Annotated in this window: 15 protein-coding genes and 6 pseudogenes; 9 read left to right on the forward strand and 12 right to left on the reverse strand. The window is 67.4% G+C overall.

What is annotated here, in order from left to right:
* Window positions 1-21 precede the first annotated feature (21 nt).
* The 8 genes and pseudogenes from L6444_RS28745 (at window position 22) to L6444_RS28780 (ending at window position 7,880) form a co-directional block, all read left to right on the forward strand.
* Window positions 22-1,725, forward strand: a complete 1,704-nt coding sequence (locus L6444_RS28745; RefSeq protein WP_236978851.1) for a hypothetical protein — start codon at window positions 22-24, stop codon at window positions 1,723-1,725.
* Window positions 1,726-1,730: 5 nt separating this feature from the next.
* On the forward strand, window positions 1,731-3,074 hold the full coding sequence (locus L6444_RS28750; protein WP_236984483.1) for a CHAT domain-containing protein: 1,344 nt from the start codon (window positions 1,731-1,733) through the stop codon (window positions 3,072-3,074).
* 17 nt (window positions 3,075-3,091) lie between these two features.
* Window positions 3,092-4,410 (forward strand): annotated as a pseudogene (locus L6444_RS28755) (hypothetical protein).
* Window positions 4,407-5,485: pseudogene (locus L6444_RS28760) on the forward strand (hypothetical protein). Before L6444_RS28755 ends, L6444_RS28760 begins: the two co-directional pseudogenes overlap by 4 nt.
* Before the next feature lie 28 nt (window positions 5,486-5,513).
* Window positions 5,514-6,572, forward strand: a complete 1,059-nt coding sequence (locus tag L6444_RS28765) for an NAD(P)H-dependent amine dehydrogenase family protein (RefSeq protein WP_236978861.1) — start codon at window positions 5,514-5,516, stop codon at window positions 6,570-6,572.
* Between the two features lie 87 nt (window positions 6,573-6,659).
* Window positions 6,660-6,830, forward strand: coding sequence for a CsbD family protein (locus tag L6444_RS28770; RefSeq protein WP_236978862.1), 171 nt, complete (start codon window positions 6,660-6,662; stop codon window positions 6,828-6,830).
* 57 nt (window positions 6,831-6,887) lie between these two features.
* On the forward strand, window positions 6,888-7,061 hold the full coding sequence (locus L6444_RS28775; protein ID WP_236978865.1) for a CsbD family protein: 174 nt from the start codon (window positions 6,888-6,890) through the stop codon (window positions 7,059-7,061).
* Window positions 7,062-7,172: 111 nt separating this feature from the next.
* Window positions 7,173-7,880 (forward strand): cutinase family protein, encoded by a 708-nt coding sequence (locus L6444_RS28780; RefSeq protein ID WP_289624958.1) that lies wholly within the window; start codon window positions 7,173-7,175, stop codon window positions 7,878-7,880.
* Between the two features lie 17 nt (window positions 7,881-7,897).
* Here the strand turns inward: L6444_RS28780 and L6444_RS28785 are convergent, their stop codons facing one another.
* Both L6444_RS28785 and L6444_RS28790 read right to left on the reverse strand, forming a co-directional pair.
* Complete coding sequence (locus L6444_RS28785; protein ID WP_236978867.1) at window positions 7,898-8,035, reverse strand: hypothetical protein; 138 nt, start codon at window positions 8,033-8,035, stop codon at window positions 7,898-7,900.
* Between the two features lie 35 nt (window positions 8,036-8,070).
* The gene (locus L6444_RS28790) at window positions 8,071-8,454 is read right to left on the reverse strand and encodes a PPOX class F420-dependent oxidoreductase (protein ID WP_236978869.1); all 384 of its coding nucleotides are present in this window, start codon (window positions 8,452-8,454) and stop codon (window positions 8,071-8,073) included.
* 113 nt (window positions 8,455-8,567) lie between these two features.
* Here L6444_RS28790 and L6444_RS28795 point away from each other — a divergent pair.
* A pseudogene (locus L6444_RS28795) lies at window positions 8,568-9,549 on the forward strand (NAD-dependent epimerase/dehydratase family protein).
* Between the two features lie 33 nt (window positions 9,550-9,582).
* On the opposite strand, the gene L6444_RS28800 reads toward L6444_RS28795, so the two are convergent.
* The 10 genes and pseudogenes from L6444_RS28800 to L6444_RS28845 form a co-directional block, all read right to left on the reverse strand.
* Window positions 9,583-9,900: a hypothetical protein gene (locus L6444_RS28800; protein WP_236978871.1), complete on the reverse strand. Its 318-nt coding sequence runs from the start codon at window positions 9,898-9,900 to the stop codon at window positions 9,583-9,585.
* A gap of 16 nt (window positions 9,901-9,916) precedes the next feature.
* Window positions 9,917-10,759 (reverse strand): TauD/TfdA dioxygenase family protein, encoded by an 843-nt coding sequence (locus L6444_RS28805; RefSeq protein WP_236978873.1) that lies wholly within the window; start codon window positions 10,757-10,759, stop codon window positions 9,917-9,919.
* 21 nt (window positions 10,760-10,780) lie between these two features.
* Entirely contained in the window at window positions 10,781-11,116 is a 336-nt protein-coding gene (locus tag L6444_RS28810) for a hypothetical protein (RefSeq protein ID WP_370653048.1), read from the reverse strand.
* Between the two features lie 2 nt (window positions 11,117-11,118).
* Window positions 11,119-12,384 (reverse strand): annotated as a pseudogene (locus tag L6444_RS28815) (aromatic ring-hydroxylating oxygenase subunit alpha).
* Window positions 12,385-12,397: 13 nt separating this feature from the next.
* Window positions 12,398-13,141 (reverse strand): SDR family NAD(P)-dependent oxidoreductase, encoded by a 744-nt coding sequence (locus L6444_RS28820; protein WP_236978877.1) that lies wholly within the window; start codon window positions 13,139-13,141, stop codon window positions 12,398-12,400.
* A pseudogene (locus L6444_RS28825) lies at window positions 13,138-13,413 on the reverse strand (2Fe-2S iron-sulfur cluster-binding protein); the annotation flags it as partial. The gene L6444_RS28820 and the pseudogene L6444_RS28825, both read right to left, overlap by 4 nt.
* 101 nt (window positions 13,414-13,514) lie before the next feature.
* The gene (locus tag L6444_RS28830) at window positions 13,515-13,967 is read right to left on the reverse strand and encodes a MarR family winged helix-turn-helix transcriptional regulator (RefSeq protein ID WP_236978879.1); all 453 of its coding nucleotides are present in this window, start codon (window positions 13,965-13,967) and stop codon (window positions 13,515-13,517) included.
* A gap of 13 nt (window positions 13,968-13,980) precedes the next feature.
* Window positions 13,981-15,229, reverse strand: a pseudogene (locus L6444_RS28835) (metal-dependent hydrolase family protein).
* A complete protein-coding gene (locus tag L6444_RS28840) occupies window positions 15,226-15,555 on the reverse strand; it encodes a hypothetical protein (RefSeq protein ID WP_370653049.1) in 330 nt (109 codons plus the stop codon). Before L6444_RS28840 ends, L6444_RS28835 begins: the two are co-directional and overlap by 4 nt.
* A gap of 5 nt (window positions 15,556-15,560) precedes the next feature.
* Complete coding sequence (locus L6444_RS28845) at window positions 15,561-16,829, reverse strand: aromatic ring-hydroxylating oxygenase subunit alpha (protein WP_236978883.1); 1,269 nt, start codon at window positions 16,827-16,829, stop codon at window positions 15,561-15,563.
* Window positions 16,830-16,844 lie beyond the last annotated feature (15 nt).

Raw genomic sequence — 16,844 nt, forward strand, 5'->3', positions numbered from 1 at the left:
CGCCGGACTTATGATGCAGCCGTGTCGATCCGCGACGAGCTGGAGCGCGCGCGGGACTTGGCGTGCGCCGCCGACGAGGATTCGGCGCGGGATCTGCTGTTGTCGCTGATGCCGCTCATCGAGCACGAAGATCGCGACGATCTGCTGTTGGAGGTCTTCGCCCAGCTCGGTGAGATCTACCTGGTTCGGGGCGCGAATGACGGTGTGCGCGAATGCATTCGGCGCATCTTGGGGCCGCTGGCGATCTATCGTGGGATCCTCGCCGGCACCCGGCCGGACGCTGCCGCCCTGGTGCAGATGCCGGGTCCCGCGATCGCGCACCTGGTGCAGCGCTATTCCCGGCGAGCAGGACTTCTCCGGGTCGGGTTGGCCGCGGCGCAGGGCGATCACGAGGGCGCCGCAACCGCTCTGGCCGACCTGGACGACGGCGACGATACTTTCGCCGATCTGGCCGACGAGCACGGTCTGCTCTTGCTGCACGCCCGGACGCTGTGCGCTGTCGCGCTGTGCGACGACGACCTGCAGGTGCGGTCGGTCCCCCTCTGGGACCAGGTGCTCGAGGCGTTGAACCGCGGCTTCGGCAGCTCGATATATGCCGAACATCTCTGGGTTTCGGCGGCCACCGGCTACGGCAGATTCTGCGTCGAGACGGGACGGCTGGCCGAAGCCGAACCATGGCTGCGGCGCGCCGGCGCGCGGGCGAACGCCAACGGGTGGGAACTCGACAGTGCCCGAACGCAATTGGAGCGCGCGGCGGCGGGCTGGTCGCTGGGCGATCACACCGCCACCGAGCGGCTGGTGTCGGAGGCCTATCCGGTGATCGCCCGGTACGCGCGTGCTCACGATGTGTCGCGCTGCTGGCTGTATCTGGGCCTCACCCGATTGGCCGCGGGTGCGCTGGAAGCCGCCGACGAGTGCTGGGAACACGCCGAGCGGCACTGGCGCGAGCTCGGCAAGCCGTTGCACCTGCACCGTATCCTGTTGCAGCGCAGCTGGATCGCGATATTCCGGGGTCGCTTCGCCGAGGCGGTCGAGCTGATCGCGCAGGCCCGGGAGTTGCTGGACTCGTCGCCACGCAGTAGCTGGCTGCAGTACGCGCTGCTGGACAATCACCTTGGGGTGGTGTGGCGGGCCGATGCGCTGGCGGACATGGGTTTCGACGGCTCGGGCGATCCCGACGAGACACTGCGACAAACCGAGGCACGCCAGGCCACGTCGCTGGGACTGCTGCACGGCGAGGTCGGCACCCCCGAGCACCGGCGGGCGATGACCAAGCTCGAGCGGGCCGCCGACCTCAAGGTTCCCGCCGCGCTGGCCGTCGACTCGGTTCGCTACTCGATCGCCCACGCCGATGCGAGAAGCTCGTGGGCGCAACGCGTCTCGGCGCCGGTACTGGCCGGCGCGTTCGCCGTCGCGTGGGAGTGGGAGAACTCCGAACTGGTCGCCGAACTGGTCGAGTACCACAGTGCCCGAGGAACTTTCGTTGATCAGCCACGCCGTGCGGCCATCGCCGACTGGGAGGCGACGGCGACCCCACCGGCATTCGTCGACATCGGCGACGGACCCGCCTCGGGTCCGCTTTCGCTGACCCGGCTGGGCCCGCTGCCCGCGCTGCGGATGCAGCCCGACGCGCAGCCGATCCTGGGCAGGTATCGCGCGCTGGCGCACCAGCGGTACGGCCGGGAGGTCACGGCCGCCGGGCCGGCCTGGTGCACCTGGCCGTGACCGAGATGCTGATCCTGCGCTACGCCGACGTGGGGATCGCCACCTACGCCAGCTTGCGAGTCGTCGGCCGGCCGCCGGTGACCTGGGTGGTGGAGGAACCGATTCTGTTGGCGGCCTTGCAGGAAATCACCGATGCACTGCCCGAGCCCGTCGGGTCCGAAGGCCGTCGCGAGGCGATCGCACGGGCGCTCACCCGGGGACCTTTCGCCACACCGGATTCCGAGCTCACCGTCGCCTACATCCTCGGTGTGCTGCTGATCGCCACTGCCGGCTGGCAGCTGCTGTGGGAGTGCCTGACAGGGTCGACGGGACCGCGCCCGACGCTGTTCGTCTCGCCCAGCGCGCGGCTGGCCCGGGTGCCCTGGGGTCAACTCGCCTTACCGAAATCCGGGCCCACCGACCAGGAATTGGTGCGCGCCCGGCAGGAAGCCATCACCGCCGCCGGCCGGGGCGCAGCCCGAATCCCCTGGCAACTGGCCGATATCGACGCGCATACCGACGGCTTCCGGTTGATGGAATTGGTCGACGTGCTGCTGGCTGTGCCCCAGCACATCGTGCACACACCGCGCGCGGCAGTGACATGGCAGTCCCGTCGGGATCGCCCACCGCTGCTGATACTGGATCCTCGGGTGCCGGGCCAGCGTCCCGACTCGGCCCTGGGTTCGGTGCTGGGCAGGCCTTCGCAGCAGACTCCGCTGGCCCGCTACTACGGCGACATGATGGGCCGGCGGACCGTGTTGCCGGACGCCGACGCCGCGGTCGAGCTGTTCCGCCGCCAAGACGCCGACCGCCGCTGGCTGGCGGAAATGCTTGCGCAACAACCAAGTCGGCTCCTCTATGTCGGGCACGCCAGCTCAGCCGATGGCGAGGCGGGTCACGCCGAACGGGCCGCGCTGCACTTGGCGTGTTCGGCGGCGATGCCCGGGAACGCCGCGCCGATCGGCGACCACCGGCCGTTGACGGCGTCGGACCTGATGGCGGCCAGGACGCCGATGCCGCCGCGAGTGGCGCTGTTGGCCTGCGCGTCCGGTGGTGACTATCAGTTCGACGAGGCGACGGGTCTGGTGGCCGCGATGATCCTCGGCGGGGCACAGTTGGTGACCGCCACGCTGTGGTCGCTGCCCACCACCGCCGCCTACCGGCAATTCGGCTCTGGGGCGGACGATTCCGCCGATCCGATGGCCGAGTTGGTGACGGCCGTGGACAGCGCGCATCAGGAAGACGATGCGGGGTGTGCCGTGAACCGTTGGCAGCGTGCGCAAATGCGGCGCTGGCGGGACGGCGATGTCACCGCCAGTCCGTTGTTCTGGGGTGCGTTGGTGACGTTCGCCGTGGATGGTGCGCGGTGAGTCAATATCCTGGGTCCATGAGCGCCGATCCGCAGGCGCCGGCCTCCGCCGGTGTGGGACAGCCTCGCCGCGCGGTGATCGAGCAGGCGTGGCGTGCGATCGGGTCCGGGGTCGAGGTGCTCAGTGCCGACGACGGTGGCCCGCTGACCCGGACCCTCAAACGCATCATCGACCCACTGGTGCTGCGCCTACGGTCCAACCCGCAGTATTCGGCACCGGTCGTCGCGGCCGACGCGGCCGCCGCAATGAGCAGCCTCATTGCCCAGAATGCACCAATTGCGTTGCACCGCAGCTTGGTTCGACTTACTGAAGGCCGAGCGCCGCCGGTTGCGGATCCGCAGCGGCAACGCTCAGGAGCTGTACTTCCAGGTGTGTTTCGAGCTCGCGGTGACCAAGGGTGCGCCGACGCCTCATGATCGTCAGACCGCCGCCGAGGTGCTGGGCGAGATCCACCGGGGCCCGGGACCGCACCGCGATCGAGGTGCTCAACGACTACATCGCCGACGCCGAAGTCGTCGCTGCGCTCACGTCCCAGCTGCACCGCAGCTGGCGGGATGTGCGGGCCGAAGATCTGGTGCTCGAACCGTTTCTGGCCGAACTGCGGACCGTGCTCGGCCTCGCGCACGGACACAACGCGGCCACCGCACGCCAGCGGGTCTGGTCGGCGATGGTGGTCGACACCACGCCATACAACCTGGGTGCACTGGCCCACGGGGCAACCGCCGAGCTGCCGTGGTCGATAGTTGCGCTGGGTCTGAGTTCGGTTGCGCCGCAACGACCACCGCAGATCACCGGAGAATCCGACGGCGATCGGCCGTTGGACCGGACCGTGCTGGACCGGGTACGCGCCACCTTGCGGCGCGCCCTGGACCGCGACGCGCTGCCCGACATCCCGATGCTGTGCGCCGAGGAGGTCGACCGCTCCTGCGCGCCCTGGGGTCTGCTCGGCGAGGACAAGCAGGCCACGCTGGTGGCCGGCATCGAGGTGGCCGTCGAGCTCGCGCCGCTGGACCGCGCCGTCACCAACCGGTACGCGCTGGCCGCCCGGATCCAGGCCCGGCTGCGCAAGGAGGCCTACGTTCTGCACGCGCGACGGTATCTCGCCGACGGCGGACCGATTCATCCGCGCCAGCAACAGGTGGTTGACGAGCTGGCCGCATTCGCCCAGCCCTACCTGAGCCGGCTGTGGGCACGGCTGCACGGGCGCGACGTCTGGCAGGAGCCCTGCGACGACGTCGAAGACGTCCGTACGCTGCTGGACGGCGTGGCCCGATCGGTGAGCCTGGACCATCGCCAGCGCATCAAGTCGATGCTGGAACTGCAGGCGGCCGGATGAGACTGGTCAACGAGCCCGCACCGCCCTCGCCGCTGGTCGCGGCCCTGGAAGTCGCCGGGGCCGTGCTGGTCTGGACCGTGACGGACCCGGCGGATGACGTGCAGGTCGCGTTCACCGATCCGGATCGGGCGGACTGGCTGTGGCGTCTGGTAGGAACCGAGGGGCATCTGGCGATCGCGTCGGGCGCGGACGTCGGCGGCGTCGACGTGGTGCCCGGGTCACTGGCGCCGCTGCACAGACTGGCGGTCGGACATTGGTTGCGGCGATGGTGGCCAGCGAGCCGGCGCGACGGCATCCCGGGTCTCGATGCGGCGCTGCTGGACGTCGAGGTGGCGCTGCTGACCGTCGCCGCGCAGGCCTTTTTTCTCCGACGACACCCTGGACTTCCGACGTGGCCGGGTTGCTCGCCCCGCACGCGGTGACCCTGATCGCCCTGCTGGGTTCCGGCGATCGCCGGGTACGGGAGCTGGTGCGGGCGGGTGCCGAGCTGGCCGAGGAGATCGGTGTCGACGGTATCGGTTGGGCGGAACTGTTTGCGGCCGTCGATGATTCAGCCTCGGCACCGGCGTTACAGCAACGGCGTCGGGACGACTACGCGCTGGCCGCGGGCTCCGACGCCGGCCCGGGGATCGCGGCGGCGATCGGCCGCGGCGTCGCCTCGATCAACTGGGCCGCGGTGCCGCCGGGCATCTTCGACGCGGCCGAGGACACCGTCGACTGGCGCGTCACCGCAGCGGGTCCGACGGTGATCGCCGAAGTCCGCGCCGCCCTCATCGGCCCGCACCCGGCGACCGACATCACGGTGCGGGTGCGGTCCGGGAACGTGACCGGCACCGCCGCCCTGGACGCCCGGGGCCGCGCCGCTGTCGCGCTCTTCGACCGCCGGCAGCACGCGTTGACCGAATCGGAGGCCTGGGATCACGACTGGCCGTCGACATCGGTGGTCGTCGGCGCCGACGTCAGCGAACCGCGGGAAATCCGGGACCGGATCCGCCGCTGGGTCCGAGCGCGGTTGGACGAACCGCCGCAGGACGCGTTCCTGGCCGAGATTCTGGCGGCCGAATCCTCTTACTGAGCGCGGTGCGCTTGCCTATGCTGAGCGAGTGCCCAACAAATATCGCGTCGTGCAATGGACCACCGGAAACGTCGGCAAGAGCTCGTTACAGTCGCTCGCCGCCAACCCCCAGTTCGAACTGGTGGGATGCTACGCCTGGTCCCCGGAGAAGGCCGGTCGCGATGCCGGCGAACTGGTCGGCATCGAGCCACTCGGGGTGACCGCCACCAACGACGTCGAGGAACTGCTGGCCCTCAAACCCGACTGCGTGGTCTACAACCCGATGTGGATCGACGTCGACGAGCTGGTCCGGATCCTTTCCGCAGGCGTGAATGTGGTGACGACGGCGTCGTTCATCACCGGGCACAACCTGGGCGCCGGCCGCGACCGCATCCTCGAGGCCTGCGAGAAGGGCGGTTCGACGATGTTCGGGTCCGGCGTGAGTCCGGGCTTCGCCGAGCTGCTGGCCATCGTGTCGGCGATGGTGTGTAACCGGGTCGACAAGATCACCGTCAACGAGGCCGCCGACACCACCTTCTACGACTCGCCGGACACCGAGAAGCCGGTCGGGTTCGGTCAGCCGATCGACAACCCCGACCTGCCCCAGATGGCGCAGAAAGGGACAGCGATCTTCGGCGAGGCGGTCCGGCTGGTCGCCGACGCGCTCGGCGTCGAACTCGACGAGGTGCGCTGTGTCGCCGAATTCGCCCAAACCACCGAGGACCTCGCGATGGAATCGTGGACCATCAACGCCGGATGCGTTGCGGGCGTGTACATCAGCTGGCAGGGCATCGTGGGCGGCAACACCGTCGTCGACCTCAACGTGCGGTGGCGCAAGGGTCAGACCCTGGAGCCGGACTGGAAGATCGACGGCGACGGCTGGGTGATCCAGGTCGACGGCCAGCCGACGGTGACCACCAAGGTCGGCTTCCTGCCGCCGCCGTATTTCCAGGCCACCACGCTCGCCGAGTTCATGGCGCTGGGGCACATCATGACGGCGATGCCCGCGATCAACGCGATCCCGGCTGTGGTCGCCGCCGCCCCGGGTATCGCCACCTACGCCGACCTGCCGCTCACCCTGCCCCGCGGGACGGTGCCAACCAGCTAGCCGCCAGCAGCCTTGCCCTCGCCTGAATGAAGCTATCGGCCTGCGGGTATGCAGCAGAACATGGCTGCAAACAGGGCAGGGAACAGGTTGAGCAACACGGCGCAGTACTGGGGCGGCCGGGCGAAGGAAACCGTCGGCCGACTCACCGGTGACCGGCGCACCGAGTACGAGGGCAGACTCGACCAGGTCAAAGCGAACGTCAAAGACGCCGGGAACCGCGTCGCGCACTCGTTCCGCCGGCGGCGGCGAAGTTTTTGATCCGCCCGTGATCGGGTACTCGGGCTGAGTCCACGAACGCGACCAACAAGGAGCGACATGAGCGGCGAAGACAAAGCGAAGAACAAGATCGAGGACCTGGGCGGTCGCGCCAAGGAGGCCGTCGGCAAGGTCACCGGCGACCGCGACACCGAGAACGAGGGTCGCGTCGACCAGGCCAAGTCGAGCCTCAAAGACGCCGGCGAGAAGATCAAGGACGCATTCAAGAAGTAAATCGCGGCCCAATCACCGGCTGTCCCGCGCGAGCACAACGTTAAGTCTCTCTCGCGCGGGACGGTCCGAGGCCGAACATATTTCGCGCAGCGCGCAGGACAGGTACACCTCATGAACAGCACTACACCGATTCGCCGCATCGCCGCGGGCATCGGCGTCACCGCAGTGCTCGGCGCTTTCGCGTTGCTGTTCGAGCCCGCTCCAGAGGCCGGCGCCGCGCCGTGCCCGGATGTCGAAGTGATCTTCGCCCGCGGCAGCGGCGAGCCACCGGGCCTCGGCAGCGTCGGCGGCCCCTTCGTCGATGCGCTTCGCGCGCAGCTCGGCGGGCGGTCGCTCGGGGTGTATCCGGTCAACTATCCGGCCAGCACCGACTTCGCCAGCCCGCAGTTCGCGTCGTCGGTGATCGACGGAATTCGGGATGCCGGCAGCCATGTCCAGTCGACGGCAACGAATTGTCCCAACACCAAGCAGATTCTGGGCGGCTACTCCCAGGGCGCGGCCTTGGCCGGTTACGTCACCGCGGCCGCCGTGCCGCCCGGAGTTCCGGCCGCCGCGGTACCTCAACCGCTGTCCCCGGACGTCGCGAATCACGTTGCCGCCGTAGCACTATTCGGGACACCCTCGTCGGAGTTCCTCGATCAGTACGGCGCACCCCAGATCGTCATCGGGCCCGCTTACCAGGCCAAGACCATCGAGCTGTGCGCCGACGGGGACAATATCTGCGCGGGCGGCGGCACCACTCCCACCGTGGCGCACACGTTGTACGCCGTCAACGGAATGGCCGGGCAGGCAGCGGATTTCGCGGCCGCCCACCTATAGGGGCCTAGTTCGGTTCGCTAGTCGGGTTCGTCGTCGTCTTGCGGCGGCGGCAGCGGGGGCGAGTTCTTCAACCAATTCCGCAATCGGAACAGCCCGTTGATGACGATGCCCAGGCCCAACAAGACCAGAGCCCCCACGATTATTGCTGTGGTCACTGCTCCATGGTGGCAGGTTCAGCCGGGGACTTATGTCAGGCCGGGGAAACCTCGAGGCCGACGTGTACTTTGTCGATTCCGCCGCGGACGATCGAGTGTGCATAGAACCACCAGGCGTGGTACCAGTAGCGCCGCAGCACCGCGTGGTAAACCCGCCTCGTTTCGGACTTCGGCAGGATACGCGCGACGCCCGCCACGGCCTCACTCTTCGGGCTGCCCAGGCCGCCGCTCTTGGCGATGGTCACCCGCGGCGTGTTGCGAATCCGCTTGACTTTCCAGGAATCGTCGTCGGTGATGACCAGCAGGCGGTCCCCCTCGGGCACCCCCCAGATGGCGGTCGGCTTGGGGCGGCCGTCCTTGGTGAATGTCGTCAACAGCAGGTATTTGGACTTGATCACGTCTTGGAAGCTGACGGCCACGGCGGGTGTTCCTCCTGGAATAGAAAGTTCAGAAAGTGAACTACCCAACGGGTGATTCGCGGAAACCCAAGCCCGATGTGGCCGAGGGCACAAGCCGATTGCAGAATGCAAGCATGCATGTTCTGATCACCGGAGGCACGGGGTTCGTCGGCGGCTGGACCGCCAAAGCCATCGCCGACGCCGGGCATTCCGTCCGGTTCCTGGTGCGCAAGCCCGAACGTCTGAAGACTTCGGTCGCCGCACTGGGGGGTGGATACCTCCGACTACGTCATCGGTGACATCAAGGACGGCGAGTCGGTGCGTAAGGCACTCGAAGGCTGCGACGCCGTCGTGCACAGCGCCGCCCTGGTGGCCACCGACCCACGGCAGACCCCACAGATGCTGGCCACCAACATGGAGGGGGCCCGCAACGTGCTGGGGCAGGCCGTCCAGGTGGGCCTGGACCCGGTGGTGCACGTGTCGAGCTTCACCGCCCTGTTCCATCCGAACCTGCCGACGCTCACCGCCGACCTGCCGGTGGTCGGCGGAACCGACGGCTACGGAACCTCCAAGGCCCAGGTCGAGATCTACGCCCGCGGCCTGCAGGACGCCGGCGCGCCGGTCAACATCACCTATCCCGGCATGGTGCTGGGACCGCCGGTGGGTGACCAGTTCGGCGAGGCCGGCGAAGGGGTCCGAGCGGCGCTGCAGATGCACACCATTCCCGGCCGCAGCGCCGCCTGGACGGTGGTAGACGTGCGTGACGTGGCAGCGCTGCACGCGGCCCTGCTGGAGCCCGGTCGCGGACCGCGCCGCTATATGGCCGGAGGTGAGCGGGTCGCGGTGGCGGATCTGGCGAAGATGCTGGGCGACGCCGCCGGCACCCCGATGATCTCGGTTCCGGTTCCCGACTCCGTATTGCGGGCTGCTGGAACGCTTTTGGATTTTGTGGGACCGTATCTGCCGTTCGACAACCCGTTCACCGCCGCCGGCATGCAGTACTACACCCAGATGCCGCAATCCGACGACTCGCCCGCCGAACGTGATCTCGGGATCACTTTCCGCGACGCCCGCACCACCATCGCGGATACGGTCGCGGCGCTGCGCGACGCCTGACCGAACCGACCGGGGTCAAGGCACGGTGCGGGGTCAGGAACCCCGGGGATGCTCGCTGACCAGGCTCAGGTAGCGCATCGCCGGCGGTGGATCTGTATGGACCACAACGGGTCTGGACATTTTCCCGGAGTCCAGGGCGGCGCGCAGCGTGGTGCGGGCGGTCTCGACGTCGGTGTCGATCTCGTAGAGGGTGATGAAGGACTCGCCGTCGGTCTGCCAGCGCCGCGCCGACACGAACCCGTCGACGGCGAGCATCTCGGGAATGTGGACCTCGTCGTGCCAGCGGTGGTATTCGTCGACCACATCCGATGAGGCGGGCTTGCTTTCGACGAAAAGTAGGGACTTGGTCACTGCGGTTCCCTTCGGGCTATTGGATCGGCTCGTCACCGAGAACGGTGGTGCGCAGCATCTCGCGCGGTGAATCGGGGTCGTAGGGAGCCGCCCGGTGCAGCACCCCGCGGTTGTCCCAGATCACGGTGTCGCCGACGGACCAGTTGTGGCTGTACACCCGCTCCGGCACGGTCGCCCGGTCCAGCAGCTCGGCCAGCAACGCGCGGCCCTGGTCCGGATCCATGCCCACCACGTAGTCGGCAGAAGCGCCCAGTACCAACGACTTCCGGCCACTGCGATGGGTCCACACCAGAGGGTGCTCGTGAGTGGGCCGGGATCGCCAGCGCGCCAGCTGTTCGGGGGTCGGGTCGGGGGTGACGCGCCGTTGCGAGGCTTCCAGCGAGTGCACCACCCGCAGCGTCCCGTAGCGCTGCTTCTCTTCGTCGGTCAGCGCGTCGTAGGCCGCATAGGAGTTCGCGAATTCCGTTTCGCCGCCCCGTTCGGCGACCTGCACCGCCGACAGCACGGTGGCTTTCTGCGGGCACTCGTCTCCGGTGGGCGTGCAGCCGTCGATGTGCCAGTCGAAGGTGGCCTTCAAATAGGCCGCCGAGGAATTTTTCGACCGGTCCAGCGTGATCGGGTAGATCCCGGCCACCGGATGGTGCCCGTCGGAGGAGTGGTCGACCTCACCGAGGCGGCGGCAGAAGGCGACCTGAGTCTCCGGGTCGAGCCCCAGGTTGCGAAACACCAGAACTCCGTTGTCTTCCAACGCATCCAAAATGGCCGCGCCGAGTGCGTCGTCAGTCAGCCGGTCCGGATTCAGGCCGGTGACCTCGGCGCCGACCGAATCGCTGAGCTTGGTGATGGTGAGCAGACTCATTGTTTTTTCCTTGCACTCTCGTTACGGCCACGGTTCGCCGGTGCGGTTCATCACGGCGTCGGCGGCATCGGTCGGGGCGGGCTGGTGCATGATCTCCACCGCCATGGCGACCATGATCAGCGAATAGATCAGGTGCAGCAGGTTGAGCGCGTCGTCGGGCAGGTTGTCCAGCTCGAACTTGTCGCAGTACTCGATGGCTTCTTCCAGGCGCGGCAGAAATGCGTCGTGGAACCGGTGCATCTCGGCCATGGTGCTGGCCAGCCGCTGGTTCCAGCGTTCGGTTTCGGTTGCCAGGCACCAGGTTTGGGCATACTCCTCGAACTCGGCGAAAGCGCTGGGCAGCAATGCATCCGACATGGTCACACCCCCGCCGGCTGCCGCTCGCGGCGGTAGGCCTCGACCCAGTCGACCACCACCTTGTGCAGGTGGCGCACCAGGATCTCCTGGTCGTTGAGCGGGAAGTCCTCGACGATCCCGTATTCCAGCGCGGCCTGGGTGCCGCCGAGCATGCCGGCGTCCTGCAGCGCAAATTCCTTGAGCACCACCGAGGCAACCTCGTGTTCGATCCGTTCGCGCACGGTGCGCGCCGGGTGGAAGTAGGTGTAGGCCTCGAAGCGGTGGGTGTTGTAGGAGGTCGGCCAGTAGCGGTAGAGCAGATACCAGCCGCCGTAGATCAGGATCTCGGTGTTGGGGGAAGATCTGGAAGTTGCTGATCCCCCACGGCTCGATGCCGCCCGGGTTCAGACCCGCCGGTAGTTCGCCGATATCCGGCGTGCGCCACGGACCGACCAGACCGCTCTTGGTGGCCCGCTCGATCGGATACATGTAGTCGGGCGGCAGCAGCCACAGCGCCGCCGCCCGGCCGTCGAGACCAGCCGGTGCGGACCGTCGAGTTGGAAATGGCCGCAGGTGAATCCGGCGTTGGGGTCACGCACCTCCGGCGGCACCTGCTGCGGGTGCAGCGACGGCACGTGATAGTACTCCTGGAACGCGTCGGCGAAGATCTTCCAGTTGCTGTTGTTGTGCGCGACCCATTCGTAGCGTTCGGTCAGCTTGTCGAACGGGTAGCCGTCCAGCCCGGTGACCATCGGGCCGAGGAACTCGCGCAGGCTCTGTCGCGGCTCGGGATCGAAGTTGACGAAGACGAACCCATTCCACACGTCGCAGTGCACCGGGGCCAGTCCGTGCCGGGCCGGGTCGAGGTCGAAGAACTCCGCGGACTGTTGCACATAGGTGAGCGCGCCGTCCAGGCCGTAGCGCCAGCCGTGGTACTTGCAGGTGAACTGCCGGCAGGTGCCGCGTGTCTCTTCGTGCGGAAAGTCGTTCCACACCAGTTTGTTTCCGCGATGCCGACAGACGTTGTAGAAGGCCCGGATCTGCTCGTCGCGGCCCTTGACCAGGATGATGGAGACGCGGGCGACCTCGATCTCCTTGGTCAGATAGCTACCGGCCCGCGGCAGCTCCTCGACGCGGGCCACGTTCAGCCACGCCCGCTTGAAGACCGCCTCACGTTCCAGCTCGTAGAATTCGGGCGACGTGGAATCGGCGAAAGAGACCGGCCCCGTGCCCAATTCGGGATAGTGCTCGGTCCAGGAACCCTCGGCCGGCCTGCCCTCTCGCGTCATTGGTGAACCTCCCTCACATCACCGCTCCGCCGTTGACACCCAGCACCTGGCCGGTGATGAAACCCGCTGCCTCCGAGCACAGAAACCCGACTGCCGCGGCGATATCGGCGCCGGTGCCCAGGTGACCGACCGGGATGTTGGCGGCGATCTCTTCGTTGGACTTCAGATACCCCGCCGCCTGCGCATTGTGCTGCATCGGGGTCTCGATGCCCGACGGCGGAATGTTGTTGACGGTGATTCCGTGCGCGGCGTATTCGCGGGCCAGCGATTTGGTCAGGGTGATCACCGCGCCCTTGGACGCCGCGTAGTGCGCGGCGAAGGGTGAGCCGCGCTGGGCGCTGGACGACGAGATCATCACGATGCGGCCCCATTTCGCGGCCACCATGTCCGGCAGGGCGACCTGACAGCAGTGGAAGGTGCCGGTCAGGTTGACGTCGACGATCCGGTTCCAGGACTCGGTGCTGATCTCCGCGAACGGGGAGAAGCCGAACATGCCCGCACTGGTGACCAGAATCGACACGGGCCCGAGTTCGGCACGCACGTGGGCGAAGGCCCGTTCGACAGCGGCGCGGTCGGTGACGTCGGCGCCGACACCGACGGCGGTGATCTCCTGCGCCCGAAGCGCATCGGTGACGCGTTGCGCCGCAACCTCGTCGATGTCCAGGACGGCGACCTGGTGCCCGAGTCGGCCAAGCTCGTGGCACGTCGCCTCACCCATGCCCGAGGCGCCGCCGGTCACCACGGCCACCCGGCTCATTCGTACACCACCCGAACCGTACGGGTGGTGGGCAGGGACTGGCAGGTGAGCACCCAGCCCTCCGCCACCTCGTCGTCGTCGAGCGCGTCGTTGTTGATCATCCGGGCGCAGCCCTCGGTCAATCGCGCCATACACGTTCCGCAGGAACCGATCTCGCAGGATGAGGGGGCGTTCAGCCCCGCCATCCGGGCGGTCTGCAGCAGGGTGTCGCCGGCGGCGTAGGCCACAGTGGTCGAGCGCCGATTCAGCTCGATGGTCACCGTCTCGGTGGCCACCTCGTCGGCGACGGCGGGCGGGGATTCATGCATCACCATCACAATATCAACTACTTGTCATCAGTATCAAGTACTAGATACACCGGGTGCCTCATCCCTCATTCCTCGACGTGGTCTTCGAAGAGTTGGTTACCGGTGCCCTTCTCCACCACCCGGGCCAGCAGTTCGCGCAACGTTTCCTTCTCTTCGGCGCTCAGCACGCCGAACACCTCCTCGTGAGCGGCCACCGCGTCGGCGAACACCGCCGCCACCACTTTGCGTCCGTCTTCGGTCAGATACGCGTGCAGAATGCGCTTGTGCGCCGGGTCGGGTTTACGCTGCACCAAGCCGCGCCGTTCCAGGGCGGTGAGAGCCAGCTGCACGCCCTGCGGGGTGATCAACAGCCGTCGGGCCAATTCGGCGCCGGACAGGCCCGGCTCGTTCGAAAGTTGGCGCAGCACACCGACTTGCGCGGTGCTGACACCGTGGCTGCTGATGGCGTCGTTCACGGTGGTCAGCGAGTAGTAGAAGGCCTGCTTGAGCAGCCACAGGATGTTCTCGGTGAGTTCCATAGCCGTCTCCCGCTCAGGCCGCCGGCGTCTTGTAGATCTGCCCGTCCTTCATGACGAACGAAACCTGTTGCGTGACACCGATATCGCGCGAGGGGTCGCCGGGCACCGCGATCACGTCGGCCAGGTAGCCCGGCGCCAAACGGCCCGATTCGTGGTCTGCTTCGACGAGTTCGGCGGCCACTACCGTGGCGGCGCGAATCGCCTGCATCGGTGTCATGCCGCGGGTCACCAGCGCCCCGAGTTCCTTGGCGTTCTGGCCATGCGGGATCGCCGGCGCGTCGGTGCCGCAGGCGATCCGCACCCCGGCGGCAATCGCCTTGGGCAGCATGGTTTTTGCCCGGGGAAACACGTCTTCGGCCTTCTTGCGCAGTTCGGGCGCGATCCGGTCGATGGCCATCGCCTCGGTCAGGTAGGTGGTGGAGACCAGGAAGGTCCCGTGGTCGGCCATCATCTGGATGGTGTCGTCGGAGGCCAGGAAGCCGTGCTCGATGCAGTCGATGCCGGCGCGGATGCACGCCCGGATGGCGGTGTCGCCGACCGCGTGGGCGGCCACCCGGACGCCCGCGCGGTGGGCCTCGTCGGCGATCGCGGCGAACTCGGCGTCGGAGTACTGCTGGGCGCCCGGCGCGGTGCTGTGCGACATCACCCCGCCGGACGCGGAGACCTTGATCAACTTGGCGCCGTGCCTGATTTGGTAACGCACACAGGCGATTACGTCGGGAACGCCGTTGGCGATACCCCTCGGCGATGGATAACGGCATGATCCCGGGCGCCAAGCGCTGGAAGACCGTCGGGTCAAGGTGCCCGCCGTAGGGCGTGACGGCGTGCCCGGCCGGATAGATGCGCGGGCCGGTGTGCCAGCCCTGCTCGACAGCGCGCTGCAGTGCGACGTCGAGCAGGTAGCCGCCGGTCTTGACCATCAGCCCGAGGTTGCGCACCGTGGTGAAACCGGCATCCAGGGTGGTGCGCGCGTTGACCGCGGCGCGCAGCGTGCGGTATGCCGGGTCGTCCTGCACACCGTGCATCGGGGCGGGCAGGCCCTCAGGTCCGCCCGGGCCGCCGATGAACAGGTTGAGTTCCATGTCCATCAACCCCGGCAGCAACGTAACGTCGCCGAGATCGATGACGGAAGCCGAAGCTGGCAGCGGCCCTTCGGGATTGACGTCGGTGATCCGGTTGCCATCCACCACCACCACGGCGGATTCGCGCACCACGCCGGCGTCCACGTCGGCCCAGCGCGCCGCCTTCAGGACGGTGGTCACGGGAACGGCTCGGACACACAGTCCAGGGTGGAAGCACCGGAGTCGGGTACCCGGGGCTGTTTCCAGCACTCCACCGGGAACGACACCATGATCATCGAATACAGCAGGTGCATCAGGTTCAGCACGTCTTCGGGCAGATCGTCGAGTGGGAACTTGTCGCAGTAGGCCAGGGCCTCTTCGGCGCGTGGCGTGATCGCGTCGTAGAACGCCTTCATCTCGACCATCGAGCTGGCCAGCCGCTTGGCGTAGCGCTGCGGTTCGGTGGGTAGACACCAGTCGGCGAACGGTTCCAGGTCGGCGAATTCGGTTGGCAGCACGGCAGACATCGGAGTCACACTCTCGCGGGGTCGGTGCGCTGGTACTCGTCGATCCACGCCGCGGTCTCCTTGTGCAGGTGGCGCAGCAGGATCTCCTGGTCGTTGAGCACGAAGTCGTCGACCACCCGCGACTCGATCATGCTCTGGGTGGCCTCCAGCGTGTTGGCGTCCTGCAGGCCGTACTCCTTGAACGACACCGCCGCGAGTTCCTGGGCGACCCGCTCGCGGGGAGTCCGCGGCTGCGGGAAATACAGGGTGCCCTCGAAGATGTGACTGTTGTAGGACGTCGGCCAGTAGTGGTAGGTCAGATACCAGCCCTGGCCCCAGAACAGGATGACGAAGTTCGGGAACAACTGGAACGAATCCAGGCCCCACGGATCGCATTTCGCCGGATTCAGCCCGGGCGGCATTGGGCCCAGGTCCGGCTTGTCCCACGGCCCGAACAGGCCGCTCTGGCAGATGTCCTCGATCGGCTTGCGCATCTCCGCCGACATCTCCCAGGCCCGCACACCCGAGGTGCTGACCAATCGGTGCGGGCCCTCCAACCGGTAGTGCGGGGCCTCGAACCCGGCCTCGGCGGCCGCCTTCGAGTACGCGGTCGGCGACTGGTTCGCGTGCAGTACCGGCGCGTGATAGAACTCCTGGAACGCGTCCATGTAGAGCTTCCAGTTCGCCTTCACCTCGGAGCGGTAGTACCAGCGCGAGGTCATCAGGTCGAACGGATATCCCTCCAGTGCGGTCACCATCGGGCCCAGGAATTCCCGCAGCGTCTGTTCCGGCTGCTTGGCGAAGTTGACGAAGATGAAGCCTTCCCAGACGTCGCAGTGCACCGGCACCAGGCCGTAACGGCTCTTGTCGAGGTCGAAGAACTCGCCCTCCTGCTGCACGAACGTCAGGTTCCCGTCCAGGTCGTAGCGCCACGCGTGGTACTTGCAGGTGAACTGGCGGCACGTGCCGCTGGTCTCCTCGAGCGGCATGTCGTTCCACACCAGTTTGTTGCCGCGATGCCGGCACACGTTGTGGAACGCGTTGATCTGTCCAGATGCGTTGCGCACCAGAATGATCGAGGTGTTGACGACCTTCAGTTCCTTGGTGAAATAGCTGCCCTTGCGTGGAAGCTGTTGCACGCGGCCGACATTGAGCCAAGCGCGTTTGAAGATCGCGGCGCGCTCCAACTCGTAGATCTGCGGGCTGATCGAGTCCTCATAGGACACCGGCCCGGTGCCCAGTTCGGGATAGTGCTGCGTCCAGCTGCCTTCCGGCGGCTTGGGAAATCGGGGCATAACGGCTCCTGTCTT

The organism is Mycobacterium kiyosense (assembly GCA_021654635.1).
Classification (GTDB): Bacteria; Actinomycetota; Actinomycetes; order Mycobacteriales; family Mycobacteriaceae; genus Mycobacterium; species Mycobacterium kiyosense.

Excerpts from the sequence above, each read along its gene's own strand:
- L6444_RS28750 (WP_236984483.1), top strand. The coding sequence starts at position 1,731 with ATGCTGATCCTGCGCTACGCCGACGTGGGGATCGCCACCTACGCCAGC.
- L6444_RS28775 (WP_236978865.1), top strand. The coding sequence starts at position 6,888 with ATGAGCGGCGAAGACAAAGCGAAGAACAAGATCGAGGACCTGGGCGGT.
- L6444_RS28780 (WP_289624958.1), top strand. The coding sequence starts at position 7,173 with ATGAACAGCACTACACCGATTCGCCGCATCGCCGCGGGCATCGGCGTC.
- L6444_RS28805 (WP_236978873.1), bottom strand. The coding sequence starts at position 10,759 with ATGAGTCTGCTCACCATCACCAAGCTCAGCGATTCGGTCGGCGCCGAG.
- L6444_RS28810 (WP_370653048.1), bottom strand. The coding sequence starts at position 11,116 with ATGTCGGATGCATTGCTGCCCAGCGCTTTCGCCGAGTTCGAGGAGTAT.
- L6444_RS28820 (WP_236978877.1), bottom strand. The coding sequence starts at position 13,141 with ATGAGCCGGGTGGCCGTGGTGACCGGCGGCGCCTCGGGCATGGGTGAG.
- L6444_RS28830 (WP_236978879.1), bottom strand. The coding sequence starts at position 13,967 with ATGGAACTCACCGAGAACATCCTGTGGCTGCTCAAGCAGGCCTTCTAC.
- L6444_RS28840 (WP_370653049.1), bottom strand. The coding sequence starts at position 15,555 with ATGTCTGCCGTGCTGCCAACCGAATTCGCCGACCTGGAACCGTTCGCC.
- L6444_RS28845 (WP_236978883.1), bottom strand. The coding sequence starts at position 16,829 with ATGCCCCGATTTCCCAAGCCGCCGGAAGGCAGCTGGACGCAGCACTAT.